The following is a 23892-nucleotide window of genomic DNA, read 5'->3' as shown; positions in this document are numbered from 1 at the left end:
CCGTTTCTTTCTGGGATTTCAATTCACGGTCTCCTCGCGGAGACCGACAAATTGCAGTGGACAATTTTAGATTTTCTCTCTTATTTCAATTCACGGTCTCCTCGCGGAGACCGACTTTTCGTAAATCATGGCTTCTCGCATCAAAAACATTTCAATTCACGGTCTCCTCGCGGAGACCGACCATTTGCAGTAGATCCGATTGCGGAAATGATTCATTTCAATTCACGGTCTCCTCGCGGAGACCGACCTTCCGGTGTAATAACAGGGTTCCATGTCTTCCGTATTTCAATTCACGGTCTCCTCGCGGAGACCGACACTACGAGAAAGAGATTGAAAATGTGAAAAACAAGATTTCAATTCACGGTCTCCTCGCGGAGACCGACGAGAAGAAATGAGTTTTGGTAGTAGATTGAGAGATATTTCAATTCACGGTCTCCTCGCGGAGACCGACGGCAAATTTCTACAATTTTTCTCTTGAAAAGTCGTAAAGATTTGCATATTAATTCTAATTTTTTTATTTTCCTTTCTTTATGCACATATTTTCTCTTCAAAACCCTTGTGTTTTTGCTCATATTTCGGGTGCGAATCCTCGGGGTTTTTCTGTTTACTCCATATTCGCACTAAAGAATCAGCGTATCTGTTACATCAAAGCTCGGTTTCGTTCCTATATGCTCTACTCTGTTTCTATATTTATCTCCCAGATTGTAGAATCGCAAACTGTCTAATTCCCGATCTATGATATCCTCTAATATCGCCTTAACCTGCCGGTATTTCGTCGCATCTAACTGACATTCAAACACTGAGTTTTGCACACGCTGCCCATAATTTACGCACTGCTTCGCCACTTTCCGAAGCCTCTTGCGTCCAGCTGCTGTCTGTGTATTCACATCATAAGTAATCAGCACCAGCATACCTCCTCCTATTTCCACAAAAAAGGCGGATATTCATCCAAATCACCTCTCAAATATCGAGCCAATAACATAGCCTGTGCATGCGGTGCCATTCCCCATTCTATCTTTTCGTTTAGGTACGGGTGCTTTATCATGTCCCGCTTTCGCTCCTGCCATGCTCCCAGAAACACCTTCCTCCCATCGTCACTTAAAATAACCGCCCCATTTTCTTTTTGGATAAAATGCTCTTTTTTCACGATTCTTTTGTTGATCAACGTCAAAGTAAATCTATCTGCCATGATCCCGCGAAATTCTTCCATCAAATCCAATGCCAATGAGATTCTTCCCGGCCGATCTGTGTGATAAAATCCCACATATGGATCTAATCCCACTCCTTCCAATGCAGATCCACACATTCCCGCTAAAAAAGAATAGGCAAACGATAACAATGCATTCACACGATCCAAAGGAGGTCTCTTGCTTCTTCCCTGAAATGAAAAGTCTTCCTTTTGCTGCAAGATCAGTTGATCAAATACAGAAAAATACACCGATGCCGCCTCTCCCTCCAGCCCCAGCAGCTGTGAAGGATCTTCGCACTCTCTGATTCTCGGCAGCACTTCGTACAAGAAGGCAGATTTATTTTTCAATTTTTCCACATCAAGTCTCATTGGATAATCTCTTGCCGCTCTTTCCAAAATCCATCTCGCATTATAGACCTTTCCAAAAATAATATTCCGAGCAATACTCATACTCTCTTCTCGCGCTTCACTGACCCGGTATTGCTGCTTTCTCAAAGTGACATTTCCCTTTACCTCCCCCGTTACTCGCGCCAGAAATCTACCGTTGCCAGACATAAAAGTCAGCTCAATGTTTCTTTTAGCACAGGCTCCCATTAACGCCGGGCTGGCACCTGTATAGCCAAAGGTTATAATTCCCTGCAGATTATGCAGCGGAATCCTCCCCATCTCTTCTTGCCCCTCTAGGATCACGACATTTTCTCCGTCCAGAGACAAGTAGCGATTCGGACTGGTGACATATAAGGTATTTAGCAACCGCTTCACTCCGCACTCTCCTCCTTCATCCTTGCCTCCATATACCTTTTGACGGAGGACTCCTTGTTTAGTACCGGAAGACAGATATCTTTCAACGAACAGGCATGACATCCTTTTCCCATCTTTACCTTTGGAGTATACCTCTGTGCATAATATTTGTGCATCTCCCTAAATATTTTTGCCACATTTTCCCTCAGCTCTTCCGTAAATTCCACTTTTTCCCTGTGTCTGGTCTCTCCGTAATAAAGATATCCCCTGGGAATCTGGCAGCATAGCATTTCTTCCAGACACAAAGCCTGTGCTGCCAGTTGAAGCAGATCTACATCATTAGTTTTAGGCTTTCCTTTCTTGTATTCAATGGGAATTACTTGATAGTTTCCCTCTCTTCCCACAAGAGGAACTCCTTTTTCCGACTTGTGAAATTCCACAACGTCACATTCCCCGCTGATTCCCAGTTCTCTTGAGTGAATCGCCATCCCGCGGCTAATGATCAGGTCGCCCCGTTTTTCTTTTATACTGTTGTCATGCGCATATTCATGAAGAAGGCGCCCTTCCACCGTCCTCACATTCTCTTGCCATTGCATTTCAATATATGCAAGCGCCCATTGCCTGCGGCAAAATGCAAAATGCTGAATTCCTGAAAGCTGAAGAAATTCACTTTCCTCATACAAAATCAAATACCTCCGGTTCTACACAACCTTCCAGGTTCCAGATAATGTTGTATTCTTCAAATTTTGCAGGACGATCTACGTTTTCTATTTGGAAACTTCTCTGTATCTTTCCACTGGATGCAGCTGGCACTTTTTCCTCATGTTGCCACCAATACATCCTGCAAACCTCCATACTTCCCTCCGGTCTTGCCGAAGAGGCGTCATTTTCAAATAGAGTTTTTAACGCCTCTTTTAAAAGTTCTGCGTCTTCCTGGGAAAACCCTGTTTTTTCTGCCAACTGTACATTAACGCTTCCCATTACCTTGTAAACACCAAAGCCAATCCTGTGCTTAGTTCCCATCGTGTCTGAAGCTTTACTTTCTTTCCCTGCTTCGCTGTTTACACTTTTTGTGATCTGCATGCTGATAACATCCACCGGCGACAAGCTGACCGCCTGATGAATCGATACTGGCCCCCGCACTCCAAGGGATACTGCATCCCCCTTAAATGCAAACACCTGGCCAAAGCTTCTGACGTCAATCCACTCCTTGCAAGCAATTTCTGCACACAGGTCTCTATCTGCTTTTTTCTTTTTACTGATCTCCTCATTCAGTTCCTTACATCCTTCCGCTCTCTCCTTCAGGCTCTGGAACCCGTCATCTGCCCGATCGTCCGACTGCACAAATACACGAGCTCCTAGATCCTGAAAACGATTTCTGATTTTTCTTTTGATACATACGTCAGAAATCTCACCATAACCATCCAGGTTAATCCTAGGCCTGTTTCCATTCAGTGGATCTCCATTTGGATTGGAATTGGATACGCTTATAAACAGTGTAAAATCAATTTTCCCTTTCAAATTGCTCATCTCTCTTCCTCCTTATTCCTCTTCTTTCTTATACCGTTTCAATTCGTGTGCCTGGCTGTGAAATCCCAACAAATACAAACCATCCAGTCTGCTGTTTTTCTGAAAATCATCCATCTCAAACCGGCTGAAAACAGCATCCAATAAAGATTCAAAATACTGTCTGTCTTTCCATTCCAGCTTGTTCAAGTAGGGTTGTAGATTCTCTTCAATCACCTTCCACGTTTCAAAAGGTCTTTGCGCAAAAGTACTCATATAGCGCCTTGCATTCGTTACTCTTTTGCCATCCTTTTCCTTGTCATATGTCCTATATTCTATTCTGTCTGCTATTGCCAACAGCCTTCCATACAGGTAGTCTCGATTGTTACACTCCTCTTTTAATGCCACGCTCCACTCCTCCTTTTCATTTCGTTCGCATCGGCTCTTTCTTACCAGCGAGCAGGCCAATGTCACCGCTTTCTCCCAATTATACTTTTCCTGAAATCCCAGCGGTGTCGAGGCTCTCTGAATCGCTCTCATTACAAGATCCACAGGAATATTTCTTCCGTCCCAAATACAAGGAAGCAATCTTTTACTGACTTCTGCATAAAGCTTTTTATCAGAATCTCCCGCTATCTTTAGTCTTCCGTTTGATTCCGATCCATATAGGATATCTGCAATCTCTCGTATCCCCGGGACTCCATAGTAATACCTTCGCAGTCCTCTTTTGGTTTTCCATTGGTGCCAGGCACATCTTTCATGCCACTTTCGGATATTTCCCAGATATCTGGTCGTTTCAAGGGTTTTGTATTCTGCCAGTGACAATCTTCCCGTTGTAGCTGCATCAAACGCCATCAAGATCATTCTGGATGTGTGGTTTACCTGTTTTCTATATCCTTCCAGTGCACTAAAAAACTGTCCTGCAGTGATCGGATTCCCATCCGTAGCTTCTTCCTCCTCTTCCTCCCAAACACTGTCCTGAAAGTCTCCTTCGACACCCTCTTCCTTCGTTGTTTCCCCGATTGTATCTGTATCTGCTTCCCATGGAGGCATTTGTTTGAGATCTGACTCCCAGGTTACCATCATCAACGTATCAAAACTTTTTCCCTGCCGTCGTATGATCCATTTCAGTGCATTGTGCATTTTTTGTGATGATTCAAGTCCTATTTGAAGCGCCTCTTCCTTTGTGGCAAATCGACCTCGGAACGTAAAATTTGTCTCATCATTGGAAGAAATCAGTTTTGCTCCATCTCCCTCGTTTCGGATTTTTTTAGAATGAAGATAGGAAATTGTCTGGTACTGCCCTAACAGATAGTCCAGCTCTTCCACTTGGCCAGAGGAATGATAGTATTGGACAAATGCATTTTGCAAGGTCCTGTCCTTCCAACACTCATCACAACTTTCTTTTCTCACCTCTTTTCCGGTTCCCCGAACCACAAACCGGACAAAAGCCTTTTGCTGCGCAATTCCTTCTATCTTTGTTTCCTCTGACAGATATCCTTCCTGATCCAATTTTAGAACATTTTCACGAATCAAGTCTTGTAAAATCGTTCCCCTTTCTATATAGCGGTATATGGCAGTCGCTTTGTCATGAGTAAACTCGGATCCAATCCACCGCTTCAGTTCTTCCAGATACATCTCATAGCAACTGGGATGTTCTTCATTTTCCCCTTTCACATACCTGTGATATTCCCCGGACAGATATTTTAAATTGTCACACAGGGGGTGTGGAGCCTTTCCTGCTGTCCTACTCCCCGATTTTTCCGTCACCGGAATAATCGTTAGTTTGTCCTCTTCCTCCACCTTTTCCGCGCTTAAGAAATTTCCCTCCTTATCAAGAGTTACCTGTATCTGGGCTGTTACCGTTGTGTGAAATGGCGGCAACAACACGTAAGGTATCATTTCTTCTTTTCCTTTTGCACCCAATATTTTTTTGTACTGTACGATTCCTGCCTTGGCACTGTTTTTTTCGTACAAGTCAATCAACTCTTCCGCCCAACTCACCCTCTTGCCTCCTCTTCACTAAATTCTTCCAGTCCGGTAAAATTGCCTTTCCCAAACACCTTTCGCTCCATGTTTCGCACAAAACGCTTTTCCTCGCAGGCTTCCGGGCGGATAAATTCTATGATTCCTCCCGTCTTCATCACCGGTCGCCAAAAATTCACTGTCATTTTATCCTTTTCTTCTTCCAGCACTGCTTCATCTGCATAGGTAATTCCATGGTACATAAACCCGTATCCTATTTCTCCCGGCATATCGTCGTAATAGCTTTTTCCCTCCCCGAATACGCAAGGTTCCACGAAAGCCTGACACTCCCGACTCCCTAGGAACACATCTCTGCGTCCCCCTCTTTGTACCATCCTTTTTGCAATATTATGATGCTTGTTTTCATTTCTATCCCCTGTAAGTTCCGGATGATTCAGATTAAATTCAAAATGTGCCTGCACCTGGTAGGATACATCTTTCAGGTACGTATAATAAGCCAACTCATTTCCGCCATTATAGCTAAGCGGCCGGATGCCTTTCGTTTCCGTCTGGATCGGTTTCATAACGCGCACGGCATCTATGATCCAAAAAATTGTCGGTTTCCAATAAATACTTTCCACAATCCCCTTTAACGCCTCATAGGTAGGGATATGGTAGCTGGACTTTTCCCCTCCCACACGAGTAACAGGATCAGAAAACAGCGCATATTCTCCCTGTACCTCAAACTCGATTGTATTTCTTTGTTTTTCCATGTTTCTTCTGTCACCTCATATACTTTCTCCATCAAACTTTAGAAATTTCAATATTGTAACAACATCCCCTTTGGTCCTTCCAACACCCCTTCCTTTTTATCATAATAGTCTTCGCTCAAAACCAGCACCTGCGATTCCCCTGCCCGGTAAAGGGCTCTTCCCAGTCTTTTTTCCTGATATTCAGAAATGCCCACGCTATATCTTTGTAACTTTCGCAGAGCTTTTTTCTTTTCCGCAACTGAAGCATATCTATCCTCTAGCAGTTCAATCGCGACTTTTGCCTTCTCATCATAGGGGATCACCACTGTCACTTTTTCATCTCCAGGAATTACCTGATATGTCTCTCCCGCTGTCCGGAATGCCTGTTTGAAATACGGACCTTTTCTTTGTTCTCCGTGGCTTCTTTTATATTGTTGCCACCCCATGCTGTTTTTACTTAAAAGATCTTCCAGTGTGATCTCCGGATAAGCGCTAAGATATTTGGTGGGATGTAAGCCCACTTCATGAAAATATATTTCGTAATATGTCTTTACCGCCTGCTCCGAATCCAACGTGCCGTCAAATGTTTCCGGATTCTGACGAAACAGGTAAAGCACCTTTTCGCAGGCTGCCCTGGCTCTCCTGATATCTTCCAGGCTCTTCAGTCGTTCTGCCTCCTGACTCATTTTCACAACGAAAACTCTCCCTATTTTCAATTCCTTATGCCGATTACACCGCCCTGCCGCCTGGATAATGCTGTCCAAACCGGCTAATGAACGGATCACACATCCAAACGAAATATTGACGCCAGCCTCTACCAGTTGGGTACTGATACAGATTATGGGTTTTTTTTGTTTTAGATTCTTCTTTATCTCGTTCAACTCTTCGCTTCTGTTTTCCGGGCACATAGACGTACTTAAATGATACAGTTCGCATTCTTCCTCACAATTCTGCCGAAGGTGTTCATATACATTTTTTGCACATGCTTTCGTGTTTACAATAACAAGAACCGACCCATATCGCCGAAACATCTGCAATGCAAATCTGCTTAACTCTCCCTCGCTCATCCCTCCCGGAACAAGTTCTGTCTCGTCTTTGATTTCTACCCGGCGAAACGCTTCTGCGTATCGTTCGGTTTCTCCTGCCATCTCTTCACATTCCACAAGATTATTCTCCGAAAGTTTCACTAAAGAAGGCTGCGTTGCAGAACAGAGAACCACCGTCGTATCACAAAATACCGTCAGAAAATTCAATGCCAAGTGAAACAGCTCGGTTCCTCTCACCGGAAATGCCTGCACCTCATCAAATATGATCACACTGTTGCAAAGGTTATACATTCTTCGAATACTGCTTTTTTGTGCCGAAAACAGTGTATTCAGTAGTTGTACTGCCGTTGTAACAACAATGGGACTATCCCAGTTTTCCGTCAGTTTCTTGTACACCTGTTCTTTTTCTTCCTCGTCAAACACAATATTGCAGTGATGTTCCAGCACAATCTCCTCATTCCCCACAGCTCTGCGAATGTCCTCTGCATTTTGTTCCAAGATGGAATTATACGGCGCCACATAAATAATGTGGTCTTTTTCATACTGTTTTGCATGATGCAAGGCAAAGCGAAGACTGCTAAAAGTTTTCCCCGCTCCCGTCGGGACCGTCAGGCGATACAAGTGTTTTTCTTCTCTTGAGGCCTGTCGGCAGATATCCGATATCTCTCTGCGGAAGGCATCCAGCGGACTTTTGTCTTCTCCCTCCTGAAATTTCTTCATGAACGCCTCAAAATCAGAGATAGACCTATCCCAGATTTCCTTTGTCACTTCTTTTGATCGTCTTTCCCGAATTGGTTCTCCCTGTGAAAAGCAAGCAGTATCCGTCCAGTCACTGTCCATCAGGACAGACAGCAACACCCTTTCGTACATTCCCAGATAGAAGTCTTTGTGTCCGCAGCTTCTTTCTTCCGTGGCAGACACAAACGTCTTGATCTCTGCGCAAATCTTCTGCAAATCTATGTGCGCTGCTTTCAGTTGTTCCAGAAGCATCTCTTTGTTGACAATCCGGAAGTAGTCTTCTTCCACCGCTTTAAAGTCTATATCTTTTTTCCCCCGTCTTTCGGATAATGTTTCTCCGGATTCCATGGAGATGCAGTCCTGTAGTCCATGATGTGCATAGACAGCCGTGCTGACCATCTCAGAAAGCAACGACCCTTTCGCCATCTTCTCTACGATTCTGCCGCCGGCAGTGGAATGATCCACTTGTCGTTTCTTTGCTGTCTTTCCCTGCTGCAAGACCTCTCTCATATAGTCAGAAAATTCTCTGTCCAGCTTTCCCGCATCATGTAACAGCGCCGTTGCCTGCACCATGTTTTTCAGAGACTCCAACGGACAATTACGGCCTGCAAGGTATGCCGTCCCCCGCAAGTGTTCACCCAGACTCTGTACATCTCCCGTGTCCGGATTCACATGTGCAATTCCCAAATCTTCCGCCTGAATGATCCATCCCGCTCCTCTCATTCCTATTTCCTACCCTCCTTGCCCTTAACATCCCTCATTCCGTTGTCTTTTATCTATTATATCCTATCCCCGCTTGTACGCCAATATTCCTCCGTCTTTGTTTCAAGAAATTCCCACCTGGCAATCCTCTTCCCTGTTCCAAAAAAGGCACCTCAAAAGCCCCCGCTCTTGAGATACCTTTTTCACTTCCCGTCGTCCGCCCTAGATGTCCCTCTCGTCCAATGCTACCTGATACTTTTCCAGGATCAGTCCCTGGATCCGCTCTCTCGTCCCCGCATTGATGGGGTGTGCAATGTCCCTGTATTCCCCGTCCATCGCCTTCTTGCTGGGCATTGCTATAAACAACCCCTTTTCACCTTCGATTACCTTAATGTCGTGTACAACGAATTCATCATCCATGGTTACGGAAACCACTGCTTTCAGCTTTCCCTCCTTCGCCACCTTACGTACTCTTACATCTGTAATCTGCATCTTCTCTGCAACCCCTTTCTTGCATAGCTTTGTACTTTACAGTACATATCTCTCGTTATCCTCAAAGACTACCTTCACTTCCCCTTCTCCAACATATCGTGTGTTCGCCCGGATCGTTCCCCTGCTCTCAACGATACAGTTTTCAATGTAAGCGTTATCTCCCAGGTAGACATCATTGAGAATAATAGAATTCTTAATGACGCAGTTCTCTCCCACAAAGGTTTTCTTAAATAACACCGAATTTTCTACTCTGCCATTGATAATACTTCCACTTCCCACAAGGCTGTTCCGCACTGCTGCTCCGGAGTTGTATTTCACCGGCGGCAGGTCGCTGACCTTTGAATATATATCTGGAAATTCCTTAAAGAAGTATCTTCTGACATCCTCCTTCAGAAAGTCCATATTCGTCTTGTAATAGGACTCCACCGTAGAAATATTGCTCCAATAGTCTTTTATCTTATAACCGTATATTTTTTTCAGGCCTCTGTACCGGATCAAAATATCGGTTACAAAATCGTGTCTGTCTTCCTCTGCACATTTCTCGATCAGTTCGATCAAAAGCCTTCTCCTGATGACATAAATGCCCAAAGACACTGTATTGGATGAAGCGATCAGCGGCTTTTCCTCAAACTCCTCGATCCGCATCTCATCATTCATCTTGATGGTTCCAAAGCGGCTGACGTCCGTCCCCACCGGCATCGCCATACACGCCACCGTGATATCCGCCTTCTTTTCTATATGATACTCCAACATTTCGTTGTAATCCATTTTGTAGACGGCGTCTCCCGATGCCAGGATCACGTAGGGCTCATGGCTTCTTTTCAGAAAATCCAGATTCTGCCCGATGGCATCCGCCGTCCCCCGGTACCAGTATTTATTATCCGCCGTCATAGTCGGGGTAAAAATATAAAGTCCCCCCTGCTTTCTCCCAAAATCCCACCACTTGGAGGAATTCAGATGCTCGTTCAGAGAGCGGGCATTGTACTGTGTCAGCACTGCCACCTTCTGTATATGGGAGTTGGTCATATTGCTGAGAGCAAAATCGATCGCTCTGTAACTTCCCGCGATAGGCATGGCCGCCACCGCTCTTCTTTCTGTCAGACCTCCCATTTTAGAGGCGTTTCCACCCGCCAGTATTACTCCTAACGCCCTCATACGCTTTCACCTGCCTTTATCAGTGTCTCACCGCTTTCCAGAATCCCTTCCGGATAATCTTCCGGATCCGTCACTCCGCTGATCGCCGTGTTTTTTCCAATCTGTACTGCCGGCGGAATGTAGGACTGTTCCCCTACCGTGACCAGTCCAAATGCATACACGTCCGGTTTCAGCTTGTTTGGTGCCTCAACTCCCGTACCCAAAACCGCTTTTTTCCCGATTTTGCAGCTTTCCGCAATAATGGCTCTGTCTACGATACACTCCTCTCCGATCACTGTATCCCGCATGATGATAGAATCCCGTACGACTGCTCCTTTTTCGATTACAACGCCGGATCCTATCACACAGTTTCTCACCTCGCCGTGGATCTCCGCCCCGTTCCCTACGATGCTTCTTTCTACGATCCCTTCCTCCGAGACATACTGGGGAAGTATCCTGGCATTGTTGGTATAGATCTTCCAAAATTCTTCGTACAGATTGAATTCCGGGATCAGGTCGATCAGCTCCATGTTCGCTTCCCAGTAGGATCCCAGTGTTCCCACATCTTTCCAGTAGCCTCTGTACTCATATGCAAAAAGTCCCTGCCCTTTATCGTGGCAGTACGGCATGATATGCTTTCCAAAATCACACCCCGGGACGTCTTTCAGAGACATCAGCGCCTCCTTTAATACTTCCCAGCTGAAAATATAGATGCCCATAGAAGCCAGGTTGCTCTTGGGCTGGGGCGGTTTTTCCTGGAACTCTGCGATCCGCCCGTCCTCCTCCGTCACTACCACGCCAAACCGGCTGGCCTCTTCTATCGGAACCGGCATCACCGCAATGGTAACATCCGCCCGGTTTTTTTTATGTGCATCCAACATCAGTTCATAATCCATCTTATAAATATGGTCTCCCGACAGGATCAGCACATATTCCGGATGAAAGGTTTCCATATATTCCAAATTCTGGAAAATGGCATTGGCTGTCCCCGTGTACCATTCGCTGCCCTCTGTCTTCTCATGAGGAGGCAGGATCGTGACGCCGCCGTAATTGCGGTCCAGATCCCAGGAAATCCCGATCCCGATATGGCTGTTCAGCCTGAGTGGCTGATACTGCGTCAGGACGCCCACCGTGTCAATGCCTGAATTGATGCAGTTGCTTAAGGGAAAATCTATGATCCTGTACTTTCCTCCAAATGTCACCGCCGGCTTAGCTACTTTTGCCGTCAGCACTCCCAGGCGGCTTCCCTGTCCTCCTGCCAACAGCATCGCTATCATCTCTTTTCTTCGCATAAGCCCCATCCTCTCCGTATAAATTGATCGTTTTTATTATAACATAACCTTTTCTCTTAGTGAACATTATAGCTATTTTTTTTGTGATTTTCAATTACTTTTTGTGAAAAACCAACAACAAAATAAGGTTGGATTTTCCCTCTCAACTGTATATAATGAAGAGGTAGAGATATGCCTAACAAAGAAAGGAATTACTTTTATGTATAAAATCGATTTTAATCATCCGGTTCACCTGTATTTCATGGGAATCGGAGGGGTCAGCATGAGCGGATTAGCGGAGATCCTGCTTCAGGAGGGGTTTCAGGTTTCCGGGTCAGACCGTCAGGTTTCCCCCCTGACCCGGCGCCTGGAGTCCCTGGGAGTACGGGTATACACACCGCAGACAGCAGCTAATATTTCTTCTGATATTGATGTTGTTGTCTATACTGCGGCCATCCAGGAAGATAATGAAGAATTTCAGGCAGCCCGTGCTTTAGATCTTCCTATGCTGAGCCGCGCCGAGCTGCTGGGCCAGCTGATGAAAAACTATAAGACTTCTATCGCAGTAGCCGGAACTCACGGAAAGACCACTACGACTTCCATGCTGTCCCAGATCCTTCTGGAGGCAGAGGTGAATCCTACCATTTCCGTCGGCGGAATGTTAAAAGCCATTGGCGGGAACATCCGCGTAGGCGCTTCTGACTATTTTCTGACAGAGGCCTGTGAATACACCAATAGCTTTTTACATTTTTTCCCTAAAATCGCCGTCATTTTAAATATTGACGAGGATCATTTGGACTTTTTCAAGGATCTTGATGACATACGGAATTCCTTCCGACAGTTTGCGGCTTTGCTTCCTGCTGACGGAACCCTGGTCATCAACGGTGAGATTCCTGATCTTGCTCCTCTTCTGGAAGGACTTCGCTGTCGTGTGGTACAATACGGCGGAGACAGCTCTTTCGACTACAGCGCCACAAATATCACCCATGACCCCTACGGGGTCGCCTCCTTTGACCTGGTCAAATCCGGTATGTTCGTCGAACGGATCAGCCTTTCTGTCAACGGGGATCACAACGTTATGAATGCTTTGGCGGCCATTGCCGTTGCAGATGTACTGGCACTTCCTTTTTCCGCGGTCTGTCAGGGACTGCTCCGCTTTACCGGTACCGGAAGACGTTTTGAATACAAGGGAGAGCGTCAGGGGGTTACCGTCATTGACGACTACGCCCATCATCCTACAGAAATCCGGGCTGCGCTGGGAGCCGCCGCCCACTATCCTCACAGGGAGATCTGGTGTGTCTTCCAGCCTCACACCTATACCCGGACCAAAGCTCTGTTCGCAGAATTTGCAGATGCTCTGTCTGCGGCGGATCACGTCATTCTGACGGACATTTATGCTGCCAGGGAAACGGATACGCTGGGAGTCTCTTCTGCCAAGCTGGTGGAAAGGCTGCGGGAAAAAGGTTGTGACGCTTACCATATTTCTTCTTTTGAAGAAATCGAGGCCTTTTGCAGGGAGCATTGTATAGAAGGAGACCTGTTGATAACTATGGGCGCCGGAGACGTTGTAAACATAGGCGAATCTTTGTTGAGTCACTAGTTATCCACAAAATCCACAGGATTTTATCCACAAAAAACCTGATTTTCCCTGCAGAAATTTCTTTTTCCCGTTCTCTTTGGGTGCTATAATAACCCTACTTAATGGGAATGCAAGGGAGGCAGTACATATGAGGATACCGATCCTGTCCGGGGGGACTTCAAACACAACCACGATCGAGAATACTTTTATCGATCAATATATGGCATCTGCCAATGGAGAATACGTAAAGGTATATCTGTTGCTGCTGCGCCGTTCCTGTAACGGCCTGGATCCCTGGTCTGTTTCCCAGCTGGCAGATTTTCTGGATTGTACGGAAAAAGATATTGTTCGTGCTTGTAATTACTGGAAAAAGGCGGGACTTTTAGAGTATCAGGAAAGTTCAGCCTCTTCTTCTGTGCCCGCCTCAAATGCGGGAGCTTCCGAGGAAGCCGGCTTTGCCTCCTCCGAAAAATCCAAAAAGGTCTCCTATGGACAGCGTACCGACGAAAAGAAAAGTAGCCCTGCGACAGTGCTTTCTCTTTCGGAAAGTAAAACCGCTTCTTCTGCGAAGAAGACGCCGACAAAGCGAACCTCTTCTCAGAAGGCACTGAAACAACTGATCCATGTCGCAGAGCAGTATCTGGGAAAAACGCTCAGCGCTTCCGACATGGAAACGATCCAGTATTTCCTGACAGACCTAGAGTTTTCTCCGGATCTTATCGACTATCTTTTGGAATACTGTGTGGAATACGATCACAAAAGCATGCACTATATCAAAAAAGTGGCCCTTTCCTGGAAAGAGCAGCAGGTTACCACCATCGAAGAAGCCAAGGCTGCCTCTTCCCGGTATAATACAGCCGCCTACTCCATCCTGAAGGCATACGGAATCCAAAACCGTGCCCCTGCTCCCGTAGAGGAGACCTACATCAAAAAGTGGACTCGTACCTTTGGATTTGCGATGGACGTGATTTTGGAGGCGTGCAGCCGCACCATCCGCACCATCCATCAGCCCAGTTTTGAGTATACGGACAGCATTCTTTCCAACTGGAAAGAGCAGGGACTTTCTTCCCTGTCAGATGTGCAGGAGGCCGATTTAAAATATCTACAGGAAAAAGAAGCAAAAAAGAAAACCAAGAGTTCTTCCAAGACTTCCTCGCCAAACAGGTTCAACAACTTTGATGGCCGTTCTTACGATATGAATGACATGGAGCGCCGTCTGATCCAGCAGTAGGGAGACGGGAGATCCCCATTCCAAGGAGACTATCTATGGCATTGAGCAATGCGCAACATTCACAACTTATGCGGATCTACGAGCAGCGGCAGCTGGAAAGCCGCAGGCGCCTTCAAAAACGTTTGGAAGAGGTTTATGCTGCCGTTCCAAAATTCCGTACCTTAGAAGATGCCATCGCGTCTTCCAGTATAGAAAAGGCCCGTCTTTTGCTGGACGGTGATGCTTCTGCTCTGGACTCGCTGAAAGAAACACTGGCAGAGCTTTTGGTGCAAAAACGAGCACTTCTTTCTGACGCCGGATTCCCGGCCGATTACCTGGAGCCGGATTTCTTCTGTGATGCCTGTAAGGATACCGGATATATTGGAACCACGCCCTGCCATTGTCTGAAAAAAGAAACGGTACATCTGCTTTACACACAGTCCAATCTGCAGGATTTTCTGGAACGGGAGAATTTCTCCACCTTTTCACTGGGGTTTTACTCCCCCAACCTGGTGGATCCTCTGACCGGTCGTTCTGCAAGAGACGCCGCTGTTACCGCCCTTCAGACCTGTCAGGACTTCGCCCGGAACTTTTCGGACACTTTCCGGAATCTTCTTCTCTACGGAAGTACCGGAACCGGAAAGACCTTCCTTTCCCACTGTATCGCCAAGGAGGTCATGGAATCTTCCCATTCTGTGATTTATCTGACTTCCACAGAATTGTTTGACCTGCTGGCCGATCATACATTCCGCCATACAGAAGGAGAGGCAGAGGCTGCCTACGCTCAGATCTACGACTGCGATCTTCTGATCATCGACGATCTGGGAACGGAATTCACCAATTCCTTCACCGCTTCTCAGCTGTTTATCTGCCTGAATGAGCGCATACTAAGGCGCCGATCCACCGTAATATCCACCAATCTTGCATTGGGTGATATAAAAGAGACTTACTCAGAGCGGACATTTTCCCGCATCAGCAGCCACTACACCATCTTAAGGCTGACCGGCGACGATATCCGCATCCAAAAAAAATTATTACAATCGGGAGGTACCAACCATGCTACGCCGTAATGACCGTAACCTTGAAAACATTCCAACCGGAGCCCTGGGGATCATTGCCCTTGACAGCTGCAAGGATCTGGGGAAAAAAGTCAATGATTATCTTGTGAAATGGAGAAAGGAAGACGGTCCGGCTCATAAGGATGACATCGTCTTCCACGGATACGAAAGAGATACCTTTCTCCTGAACACCAAGGTACCCCGCTTCGGATCCGGAGAAGCGAAGGGGATCGTCAATGAATCTGTCCGCGGAATGGATCTCTACCTGATGGTGGACGTATGCAACTACAGCATGACCTACTCCTTATCCGGAAACATCAATCATATGTCCCCGGATGACCACTATCAGGATCTGAAGCGTGTGATCGCCGCGATCGGAGGAAAGGGCAGACGTATCAACATTATCATGCCTTTCCTTTATGAAAGCCGTCAGCACCGCCGCAGCGGCCGGGAATCTCTGGATTGTGCGCTGGCCCTTCAGGAACTGGTCCGCATGGGAGCTGACAATATCATTACCTTTGACGCCCATGATCCACGGGTTCAAAATGCTATTCCGTTAAACGGATTTGAAACGGTACGTCCCACCTATCAGTTTATCAAGGGACTGCTCCGCCGCTTTCCGGATCTGACCATCGACGCAGACCATATGATGGCTATCAGCCCCGACGAGGGCGCTACCGAACGTGCCATCTATCTTGCCAATGTTCTGAATCTGGACATGGGAATGTTCTATAAGCGCAGGGATTTTACCCGGATCGTAGACGGAAGAAATCCTATCGTAGCTCACGAATTTTTGGGATCCTCCGTGGAAGGCAAGGATGTGATCATCCTGGACGACATGATCTCCTCGGGAGACAGTATTCTGGATGTGGCAAGACAGCTGAAGCAAAGAAAGGCTCGAAGAATCTTTGCGGCTGCTACCTTCGGACTCTTCACCAACGGTCTGTCCAAATTTGATCAGGCTTATGAAGAGGGTGTACTGGATGCCATCCTGACTACCAACCTGATCTATCAGCCGCCCCAGCTTCTGGAACGTCCGTACTACATCAATTGCGACATGAGCAAATACATCGCACTGATGATCGACACCCTCAATCACGACGGCTCTGTCAGCAGTCTTCTGAACCCCAGCGAGCGGATTCAGAATGTGATCGAGCGTTACAAAAGAGGCGAAGCGATCTAACGTCAAAAGCAGTTTCATGTTAGAATTTGTTTTAACAATCCAGTTGGGACTGGCGATTGAAAGCTTTGTCCCGCCGCAACCAAAAAATATCCTGCAGAATCCGGACAATTTCGTCCTTCTCTGCAGGATATTTTTATGTATATAAATACTTCCCCGTCTTTAGTTCGATCACCCTCTGGTTACGGCTGCCTCTGAATATAAGAGACAGGTCTTTTTCCGCTTCCACAAAGGGGCCGTCCACCAGCACATCGATATAAGACAGCATTTCTTTGGTATCTTTTCCATACACCCGGCCGCCCTCCTGCAGATCCACATCATACAGGTAGCCGGTGTAACACCACACATCTTTCTTGGGGAACTGCGCCTTTATCTCCCGAAGCAGCCCTACCAGCTCCCGTTGATTCTCCGGCTCAAAAGGCTCTCCTCCCAGCAGACTGAATCCCTGTACATAGGCGGGCTGCAGATAGGTCAATATCTGTTCCCTGACAGCATCGGTAAACTCACTTCCGTAGTCAAAGGCCCATGTTTCCCGGTTGAAGCATCCTTTACAGTGGTGCCTGCAGCCGGAAACAAACAGGCTGACTCTTACTCCCGGACCATTGGCAATATCACAGGCCTTTACATTTCCATAGTACATGCCGTCCTCCTACAGATGCAGGACTCTGTCTTTGATCTCCTGCGTCCGCCCCTGATTCCAGAACTGCGTTCCGATGTAGCCACAGGTTCTTCTTGCCACAAACAGTCTGTCCTGATCGGTATTTCCACAATTGGGGCACTGCCATCCCAGTTTTCCGGATGCGTCCTCTTTTACTACGACCTCCCCGGAATACCCGCAGCATTCACAATAGTCACTCTTGGTATTCAGTTCTGCATACATGATATTCTCATAGATAAACTGCATTACCGTCAAAACTGCCGGGATATTGTCCTGCATGTCCGGCACCTCGATATAGCTGATGGCGCCTCCGGGAGAAAGCTTCTGAAACTCTGCTTCAAACTTGAGCTTATGGAAAGCATCGATCTCTTCTGCAACATGCACATGATAGCTGTTGGTAATGTAGTTCTTGTCTGTTACGCCCGGAATAACGCCAAACCGCTTTTTCAGGCACTTGGCAAACTTATACGTAGTGGATTCCATCGGAGTTCCGTATACGGAATAGCTGATGTTCTCAGCCTCCCTCCACTGCGCGCACTTATCGTTCAGCCTCTGCATGACTGCCAGCGCAAACGGTCTCGCCTCCGGATCCGTGTGCGATTTTCCTTTCATGCGCATGCACATCTCATACAGTCCCGCATACCCCAGAGAAATGGTGGAATAGCCGTCATACAACAGCCGGTCTATTTTTTCACCCTTCTTCAGTCTTGCCAGCGCCCCGTACTGCCACAGGATGGGCGCCACGTCCGAAATGGTGCCCAGCAGCCTGTCATGTCTGCAGCGAAGCGCTCTGTGGCAAAGCTCCAGCCGCTCCTCCAAAATAGCCCAGAACCGCTCCTCATTTCCATTGGCGGAGCATGCCACATCTACCAGGTTCAGCGTCACCACGCCCTGATTGAAACGTCCGTAGAATTTGTAGCTTCCATCCGGGTTCTTCTGCTTTTCCTCCACCGTCAGAAAAGACCGGCATCCCATGCAGGGATACACTGCTCCCTTTTTCAATTCCCGCATCATTTTTGCGGAGATATAATCCGGCACCATACGCTTCGCCGTACACTTTGCCGACAATACGGTCAGATCCCAATACTTGGATCCTTCCGTGATATTATCCTCATCCAGTACATAGATCAGCTTGGGGAATGCCGGTGTGATCCATACACCCTTTTCGTTTTTGACTCCCTGCATCCTCTGGATCAACACTTCTTCGATGATAATGGCCAGATCATCCCTGGTCTGCCCCTCTTCTACCTCATCCAGATACATAAACACCGTCACAAAAGGCGCCTGTCCGTTACAGGTCATCAAAGTGATCAACTGATACTGGATCGTCTGGATCCCGCTTCGGATCTCCGTTCGAAGACGTGTTTCCGTTACTTTTCTGATGATCTCCTCATCCAGCGTTTCGTGGCAGGATTCTCTCTCTTCTATAACCGTTTTACGTATTTTCTGCCTGCTGATGTCTACAAAGGGAGCCAAATGCGCCAGAGTAAAGGACTGCCCGCCATACTGGTTGCTGGCTACCTGTGCCACGATCTGGGTCGTCACATTGCAGGCGGTAAAAAAGCTGTGGGGCTTTTCTATGAGCGTCTCACTGATAACGGTTCCGTTTTGCAGCATATCCTCCAGATTGATCAGGTCGCAGTTATGCTCCTTCTGTGCGAAATAATCGGTATCATGAAAATGAATGATCCCCGCCTCATGGGCCGCCACCACTTCCTCCGGCAGCAGTACACGCTTGGACAGGTCCTTGCTCACCTCTCCTGCCATATAGTCTCTCTGGGTGGAATTGATCACAGGGTTCTTGTTAGAGTTTTCCTGATTCACTTCTTCGTTAATATGCTCGATCAGTGCCAGGATCCCGTTATCTGTAGTATTGGACTTTCGGGTCAGCTCCCGTTTATACCGGTAACGCACATATTTCTGCGCCACCTCATAGCCTCGCATCTCCATGATCCCGGTCTCCACCATATCCTGGATGTCCTCCACATGGACTGCATGAGTAAGCGCCTCCACTTTCGCCGTTACATTGTCTGCGATCGCCATGATCTGATAGTCATTCATCTGATACAGACGATCTACCTCCTTGTTGGCTGCAATGATCGCATTCCTGATTTTTTCAATACAAAAATCCACTTCTTCCCCGCTTCTTTTGATAACACGGGTGTTCTTTGCCGTACTCATACGCTCTCCCCTTCTTCCACTAAATATCGAACCTTTTGTCTCGCTCACACTATATATTGTGTCTGTTCACTATCATACACCATATTTCTTTGAAAGGGAAGAGGTATTTTCTATATTTCTTATCTGTCATCTTCCTGTCAGGCTCTCCTTTGCTTTTTTGCCCGCTTTCCAAACAATTCTGTCTGCTTTTTTATTTGCTCTGCGTCGGCTTCCCGCCTATGACAACCGGTATATTTCCTCTCCGTTCTGTCTAAAATTTACAGATATCTACCCAGGCAGTCCCTTCGCACAGAGTCTCCAGCTCTTCCGGCGTCAGATCTACCATGCTGTTGCTGCTTCCACACGCCGGGTAGATCCTGTCAAACCGCTTCATGGATACGTCCAGATACACTTTGACTCCTTCCCGTATTCCAAAGGGGCATACCCCTCCCACATCATGTCCGATCCACTCTGCCACTTCCTCTTTCGTAAGCATCTTTGCCTTTCTTCCAAATTGTTCCTTGAATTTTTTATTGTCCACTCTCCCGTCTCCTGCGCAGACGATCATGATCGGGCCGTCTGTCCCCCAGAAGGTCAGGGATTTTGCGATCCGCTCCGGTTCTGTGCCAATTGCCTGCGCCGCCAGCTCCACCGTCGCACTGGAGGTCTGAAACACTGTGATCCTCTCCGCGTATCCTCTCTGCCTTAAATATTCTCTTGCCTGTTCAAATGCCATTTGCTCCTCACTCCTTTTCTGCCTTCTCATTATACTCGAAATGTTTGCTTTTTTATATCCTTTTCTTGCAGCATTTGCCGGCGGCCGAGAACATAAAAACTTGGAATGGTAATTCTTCCGTCAGATATGAAAAGAGCGAATTTCTACCGCTCTGACATAAAAAAACGGCATAGCCGATAGTTACATCAACTATGCCGATGTTTTTAAAAATTATCAAAGCCTCAGGTCAAGATACCCTTTCCTGCTCCCCCTTTTTCCCATCAATAGACGAACGCCTCTGCCAGCTGTGCACTTTCCACCAGCCCTCTGTAGGTTTTTGAGGAAGTCAGAAGTTCCTGGTGTTTGCCCCAGGCCTCTACCTTTCCGTCCTCGATCACCACGATCTTGTTCGCATTTTCAATGGATTTCAATCGATGGGAAATAATGATCACCGTCTTGCCCTTCATAAGCTTGTTCAGACTTTCCTGAATTTTCTTCTCATTATCCACATCCAGGGCTGCTGCGATCTCATCCAGGATAACGATCGGCGCATCTTTCAAAAATGCTCTGGCAATGGAAAGCCTCTGCCTTTCCCCGCCGGACAGGGTCGCTCCGTTTTCCCCGATCCTGGTGGCATATCCTTCCGGAAGCCTGCTGATAAACTCCTCGCAGTTTGCCAGGCGAGCCGCACGTTTTACCTCTTCGTCACTTGCTCCCGTCTTTCCGATCCGGATATTTTCCAGAACAGACGTATTAAAAAGCGTCACATCCTGAAAAACAATAGACACTTTGTCAAACAGCGCCTTTGTTGAAATCGCTTTGATGTCCTTCCCTGAAATCCGGATGCTTCCCTCCTCATAGTCATACAGTCTTGACATCAGCCGCAGGATACTGGTCTTTCCGCAGCCGGATTTTCCTACCAAAGCCGTCACCTCATTCTGCTTTGCAGTAAAGCTGACACCCTTTAGGATCGGCGTGTCGGCATCATAGGAAAATCTAACGTCCTGCAGCTCAATATCAAATCGCTCTAACGAAGCCTCCTCTCCCGTCTGCAGCGGCGTCTGACGGATCTCCTTCACCCTCCGGATCATGGAATCAATGTAAAACAGCTCCGCCATATTCTGGCCTATGGCCTCCGCCCCGTCTTTCAGCTTCATGGCAGCCAGAAGATATCCGATGAAATAAAGAAGATTCATTTCTCCTGCAAACAGCATGACTGATCCTAAAACGATCACACCTACCAAAGAAAGGTACAAAACAATGCTGGCCAGGTTCATTGTGAGACCCACCAGTATTTCTGCCCGGATATGAATGGTTTCACTCTCCTCCATCTCTCTGTAAAGCTTTCTTTTTATTTCTTTTGCCATTCCGAAGCTTTGTATTTCCTGCTGCAATTCGATTGCTTCTTGAAAGCTTTCCGCATTTTTCCGCAGCTTTGTATAGTATTTCCCCTGATTTTTGATCTGCATCCGCTTGGAAAGAAGAATCAGTAAAAAGTTCAGCAAAATCGGCAGGATCACTATCGCCCCAAGCTTCACATTCCCTGTCAGAAGCAGTACGGAAACCACTGCGAAAAACGCAAGAAACCCTATCAGCTTGGCAATGGCATGAGAGAGCGCATGCTCTATGGCCGCCACGTCTCCCATGATGGTTTGTGCCAGATCGGAAAGATCATGTTTTGAAAAATATGACAGAGGAAGCTTACTCAGCGTGCTTGCAATATCGATCCGCAGATGCTCGCTTTCCCTGTAGGTAGCATTGTATAAAGAGTTATATTCGATACTCAGCAGGACATACAGCCCCACCAGTATGACCGCCGAAACGACAAAGTACACCCCGTTGCTTCTGGTATGCCCCAGCACCAGCTGATCAAAAAACAACAGCAGCAGCATAGCGGGTACCATATTCATCGTGTAGCAAAAAAAGGTTGCGATACTGGAACGCACCAGATCTTTCGCTCCCTGCTCCGTCAACGCCAGTCGGTTTCTAAACAACTTTTTCATCTGTAACCCTCCAATCGTTTGCCTCTGCATAAATTTTCTGAAAATGTCTGTATACCGTATCTTCTTTCATCAGCTCCTCGTCCGTTCCCCTCTCGATGATCTTCCCGTCCTGCATCACCAGAATCTCATCCACATTCCGGATGCTGGTCAGCCGATGCGCGATCATGATCACGGTCTTGCCTTTCATCAAATTGGCGAACGCCTTCTGCAATTCATGCTCATTGTCCGGATCGATCCCCGCGCTTGCCTCGTCAAAGATCACGATCTTTGCGTCCTTTAGGATCGCTCTGGCGATTGCGATCCGCTGTTTCTCTCCGCCGGACAGATAGACTCCCTTCGATCCGATCACTGTTTTCTCCCGGTCTTTAAATTTTTCCAAAATGCTGTCGCAGCCTGCAAGATGCATGGCCTCCAGCACCTCTTTTTTTGTGGCCTTTTTATTGGCGAGCGCCACATTTTCAAAAAGTGTCGTCTGAAACAGCTTTACATCCTGAAATACAAACGCAATATTTTGAATGACTGCTTCTTTCGCGTATTCCGTCAAAGGGATGCCCCCAATTTTTACCGCACCAGACTGAATCTTATAAAATCCTGAGATCAGCTTGGCAATCGTAGATTTCCCGCTCCCGCTTGCTCCCAGAAGCGCATAGGACTTTCCTTCTTCCAACCGGAAACTTACATCCTCCAGCACCAGCTTGTCTCCATATCCAAAGGACACATGCTCAAATTCAATATCAAAATTCGGAAACCGGGTTTCCTTCCCAAACTCCAGACAGTCTTCCTGCATCTGTTCATACAGCGTTTCCAGCTTACCTACAGCGTCCTGCGCCTGAAACATATACATGGACAGATACATAACTTTCATGATGAAAGTAAACAGCACTCCGCTTAGGAAGAAGACCATGATCAGTTCTGTCACCGTTCCTTTTGGATTCCCTCCTATATCCGTAAGCCACAGCAGTAGGGGGATCAAAAGCGCCACCAGGCCGAAAAACAATTCCTGAAACAAAACATACGGGATTTTACAGCTCATGGAATAATTCAATGCATATCTGGCGTATTCCCTGATCGCTCCATGCAGCGCTTTAAAGCTTTTTACATCCACCCCGAAGATCTTTACCACCTGCATTCCTCTGATGTACTCCACCGTTTCACTGCTTAGCTTTTCCAGAGACTCCTGATAGATCTTCATAAATTTCTTCTCTCCCATCATTCGGCTCATCAGTAGCAGGCTGAGTGCTGTCAGCGCCAAAAGAGTCCCTCCTACACGGATGCTGACTGCAAAGCCAAGAACCAGCAGCAGAACCGGCATCAGCATGGCTCCCGTATTATCCGGGATCAGATGGGCCACCGCCATATGTGTCTGAGCCGCGTTGTCATCCAGAAGTTTCCTTGTTTTCCCTGAAGAAGTTTTGTCAAAAAACCGGAAACTGGCATTTGTCAGCCCATCGATCCCAAATTTTCTCAGATTTGTCTCCAGACGGAAAGCAAACAGATGCGCCGCCGAAAGGGAAAGAAAATACAAAATTCCTCCGCCAAACATCAAGCCTGCGATCCAAAGGGCAGATTGTGTCGCCCCTTCCTGATTCCCTTCCAGGATCAGCCGATTTAAAAATCCATACAGATTATAAAAGGCATAGATCTGAAGCAGAGCTGCTCCCGCCGAAAAAAGAACCGTCAGAAACAACAGGTACTTTTTTTCCGGCGCATAGCTGATTAGTTTTTTATAAACCCGAAACATAAAACCCTCCTTTTCTGTCACGTTTAGACAGTGATTTTGTTTTTGATAACAC

The 23892-nt window shown here is 46.9% G+C and carries 19 protein-coding genes and 1 CRISPR repeat array; of the genes, 4 read left to right on the top strand and 15 right to left on the bottom strand.

Annotated elements, in window-relative coordinates; translation table 11 throughout:
* Window positions 1–15 precede the first annotated feature (15 nt).
* Window positions 16–451: a CRISPR direct-repeat array (repeat unit 33 nt; unit sequence ATTTCAATTCACGGTCTCCTCGCGGAGACCGAC).
* 169 nt (window positions 452–620) lie between these two features.
* The 10 genes from cas2 to SOW26_RS00910 form a co-directional block, all read right to left on the bottom strand.
* On the bottom strand, window positions 621–911 hold the full coding sequence (gene cas2, locus SOW26_RS00955; protein ID WP_320651721.1) for a CRISPR-associated endonuclease Cas2: 291 nt from the start codon (window positions 909–911) through the stop codon (window positions 621–623).
* Between the two features lie 8 nt (window positions 912–919).
* Window positions 920–1951, bottom strand: coding sequence for a type I-C CRISPR-associated endonuclease Cas1c (cas1c, locus tag SOW26_RS00950; RefSeq protein ID WP_320651720.1), 1032 nt, complete (start codon window positions 1949–1951; stop codon window positions 920–922).
* Window positions 1948–2616, bottom strand: coding sequence for a CRISPR-associated protein Cas4 (cas4, locus tag SOW26_RS00945; RefSeq protein ID WP_334309111.1), 669 nt, complete (start codon window positions 2614–2616; stop codon window positions 1948–1950). The genes cas1c and cas4 overlap by 4 nt, the downstream gene beginning before the upstream one ends.
* Window positions 2606–3460: a type I-C CRISPR-associated protein Cas7/Csd2 gene (cas7c, locus tag SOW26_RS00940; RefSeq protein WP_320651718.1), complete on the bottom strand. Its 855-nt coding sequence runs from the start codon at window positions 3458–3460 to the stop codon at window positions 2606–2608. The genes cas4 and cas7c overlap by 11 nt, the downstream gene beginning before the upstream one ends.
* Before the next feature lie 12 nt (window positions 3461–3472).
* Window positions 3473–5440: a type I-C CRISPR-associated protein Cas8c/Csd1 gene (gene cas8c, locus SOW26_RS00935; protein WP_320651717.1), complete on the bottom strand. Its 1968-nt coding sequence runs from the start codon at window positions 5438–5440 to the stop codon at window positions 3473–3475.
* Window positions 5437–6174 carry a type I-C CRISPR-associated protein Cas5c gene (gene cas5c, locus SOW26_RS00930; RefSeq protein ID WP_320651716.1) on the bottom strand — a complete coding sequence of 246 codons (738 nt, stop codon included), beginning with the start codon at window positions 6172–6174 and terminating at the stop codon, window positions 5437–5439. Before cas5c ends, cas8c begins: the two co-directional genes overlap by 4 nt.
* Before the next feature lie 47 nt (window positions 6175–6221).
* Entirely contained in the window at window positions 6222–8660 is a 2439-nt protein-coding gene (gene cas3 / locus SOW26_RS00925; protein ID WP_320651715.1) for a CRISPR-associated helicase Cas3', read from the bottom strand.
* 201 nt (window positions 8661–8861) lie between these two features.
* The gene (spoVG, locus tag SOW26_RS00920) at window positions 8862–9131 is read right to left on the bottom strand and encodes a septation regulator SpoVG (protein WP_154477010.1); all 270 of its coding nucleotides are present in this window, start codon (window positions 9129–9131) and stop codon (window positions 8862–8864) included.
* Window positions 9132–9167: 36 nt separating this feature from the next.
* Complete coding sequence (gene glgD / locus SOW26_RS00915) at window positions 9168–10286, bottom strand: glucose-1-phosphate adenylyltransferase subunit GlgD (protein WP_154477012.1); 1119 nt, start codon at window positions 10284–10286, stop codon at window positions 9168–9170.
* Window positions 10283–11557, bottom strand: coding sequence for a glucose-1-phosphate adenylyltransferase (locus SOW26_RS00910; protein WP_276960182.1), 1275 nt, complete (start codon window positions 11555–11557; stop codon window positions 10283–10285). Before SOW26_RS00910 ends, glgD begins: the two co-directional genes overlap by 4 nt.
* 199 nt (window positions 11558–11756) lie before the next feature.
* Between SOW26_RS00910 and murC the strand changes: the two genes are divergently transcribed.
* The 4 genes from murC to SOW26_RS00890 all read left to right on the top strand — a co-directional run bounded on the left by murC (window position 11757) and on the right by SOW26_RS00890 (window position 16566).
* On the top strand, window positions 11757–13136 hold the full coding sequence (gene murC / locus SOW26_RS00905) for a UDP-N-acetylmuramate--L-alanine ligase (protein ID WP_320651714.1): 1380 nt from the start codon (window positions 11757–11759) through the stop codon (window positions 13134–13136).
* A 127-nt stretch (window positions 13137–13263) separates the two neighbouring features.
* Window positions 13264–14346, top strand: coding sequence for a DnaD domain protein (locus tag SOW26_RS00900; protein WP_320651713.1), 1083 nt, complete (start codon window positions 13264–13266; stop codon window positions 14344–14346).
* A gap of 35 nt (window positions 14347–14381) precedes the next feature.
* Window positions 14382–15395, top strand: coding sequence for an ATP-binding protein (locus tag SOW26_RS00895; protein WP_320651712.1), 1014 nt, complete (start codon window positions 14382–14384; stop codon window positions 15393–15395).
* The gene (locus SOW26_RS00890; protein ID WP_154477022.1) at window positions 15382–16566 is read left to right on the top strand and encodes a ribose-phosphate pyrophosphokinase; all 1185 of its coding nucleotides are present in this window, start codon (window positions 15382–15384) and stop codon (window positions 16564–16566) included. Before SOW26_RS00895 ends, SOW26_RS00890 begins: the two co-directional genes overlap by 14 nt.
* Window positions 16567–16699: 133 nt before the next feature.
* Here SOW26_RS00890 and nrdG read toward each other — a convergent pair whose 3' ends face one another.
* The 5 genes from nrdG to SOW26_RS00865 all read right to left on the bottom strand — a co-directional run bounded on the left by nrdG (window position 16700) and on the right by SOW26_RS00865 (window position 23840).
* The gene (gene nrdG / locus SOW26_RS00885; RefSeq protein WP_276960178.1) at window positions 16700–17203 is read right to left on the bottom strand and encodes an anaerobic ribonucleoside-triphosphate reductase activating protein; all 504 of its coding nucleotides are present in this window, start codon (window positions 17201–17203) and stop codon (window positions 16700–16702) included.
* A gap of 9 nt (window positions 17204–17212) precedes the next feature.
* Window positions 17213–19402, bottom strand: coding sequence for an anaerobic ribonucleoside-triphosphate reductase (nrdD, locus tag SOW26_RS00880; protein ID WP_320651711.1), 2190 nt, complete (start codon window positions 19400–19402; stop codon window positions 17213–17215).
* A 250-nt stretch (window positions 19403–19652) separates the two neighbouring features.
* A complete protein-coding gene (locus tag SOW26_RS00875) occupies window positions 19653–20117 on the bottom strand; it encodes a YbaK/EbsC family protein (RefSeq protein ID WP_320651710.1) in 465 nt (154 codons plus the stop codon).
* A 260-nt stretch (window positions 20118–20377) separates the two neighbouring features.
* Window positions 20378–22099: an ABC transporter ATP-binding protein gene (locus tag SOW26_RS00870; RefSeq protein ID WP_320651709.1), complete on the bottom strand. Its 1722-nt coding sequence runs from the start codon at window positions 22097–22099 to the stop codon at window positions 20378–20380.
* A complete protein-coding gene (locus tag SOW26_RS00865; protein ID WP_276960172.1) occupies window positions 22083–23840 on the bottom strand; it encodes an ABC transporter ATP-binding protein in 1758 nt (585 codons plus the stop codon). The genes SOW26_RS00870 and SOW26_RS00865 overlap by 17 nt, the downstream gene beginning before the upstream one ends.
* Between the last annotated feature and the right edge of the window lie 52 nt (window positions 23841–23892).

It is taken from the genome of Suipraeoptans intestinalis (genome assembly GCF_034091795.1).
GTDB classification, from domain to species: Bacteria; Bacillota; Clostridia; order Lachnospirales; family Lachnospiraceae; genus Suipraeoptans; species Suipraeoptans intestinalis.
This window is presented reverse-complemented; position numbering and strand designations above follow the sequence as displayed.

Coding starts and splice junctions, on each gene's coding strand:
- cas5c (WP_320651716.1), bottom strand. CDS start 6,174: ATGGAAAAACAAAGAAATACAATCGAGTTTGAGGTACAGGGAGAATAT.
- SOW26_RS00865 (WP_276960172.1), bottom strand. CDS start 23,840: ATGTTTCGGGTTTATAAAAAACTAATCAGCTATGCGCCGGAAAAAAAG.
- cas7c (WP_320651718.1), bottom strand. CDS start 3,460: ATGAGCAATTTGAAAGGGAAAATTGATTTTACACTGTTTATAAGCGTA.
- nrdD (WP_320651711.1), bottom strand. CDS start 19,402: ATGAGTACGGCAAAGAACACCCGTGTTATCAAAAGAAGCGGGGAAGAA.
- SOW26_RS00900 (WP_320651713.1), top strand. CDS start 13,264: ATGAGGATACCGATCCTGTCCGGGGGGACTTCAAACACAACCACGATC.
- nrdG (WP_276960178.1), bottom strand. CDS start 17,203: ATGTACTATGGAAATGTAAAGGCCTGTGATATTGCCAATGGTCCGGGA.
- SOW26_RS00910 (WP_276960182.1), bottom strand. CDS start 11,557: ATGCGAAGAAAAGAGATGATAGCGATGCTGTTGGCAGGAGGACAGGGA.
- glgD (WP_154477012.1), bottom strand. CDS start 10,286: ATGAGGGCGTTAGGAGTAATACTGGCGGGTGGAAACGCCTCTAAAATG.
- SOW26_RS00895 (WP_320651712.1), top strand. CDS start 14,382: ATGGCATTGAGCAATGCGCAACATTCACAACTTATGCGGATCTACGAG.
- cas3 (WP_320651715.1), bottom strand. CDS start 8,660: ATGAGAGGAGCGGGATGGATCATTCAGGCGGAAGATTTGGGAATTGCA.
- spoVG (WP_154477010.1), bottom strand. CDS start 9,131: ATGCAGATTACAGATGTAAGAGTACGTAAGGTGGCGAAGGAGGGAAAG.
- SOW26_RS00890 (WP_154477022.1), top strand. CDS start 15,382: ATGCTACGCCGTAATGACCGTAACCTTGAAAACATTCCAACCGGAGCC.
- murC (WP_320651714.1), top strand. CDS start 11,757: ATGTATAAAATCGATTTTAATCATCCGGTTCACCTGTATTTCATGGGA.
- SOW26_RS00875 (WP_320651710.1), bottom strand. CDS start 20,117: ATGGCATTTGAACAGGCAAGAGAATATTTAAGGCAGAGAGGATACGCG.
- SOW26_RS00870 (WP_320651709.1), bottom strand. CDS start 22,099: ATGAAAAAGTTGTTTAGAAACCGACTGGCGTTGACGGAGCAGGGAGCG.
- cas2 (WP_320651721.1), bottom strand. CDS start 911: ATGCTGGTGCTGATTACTTATGATGTGAATACACAGACAGCAGCTGGA.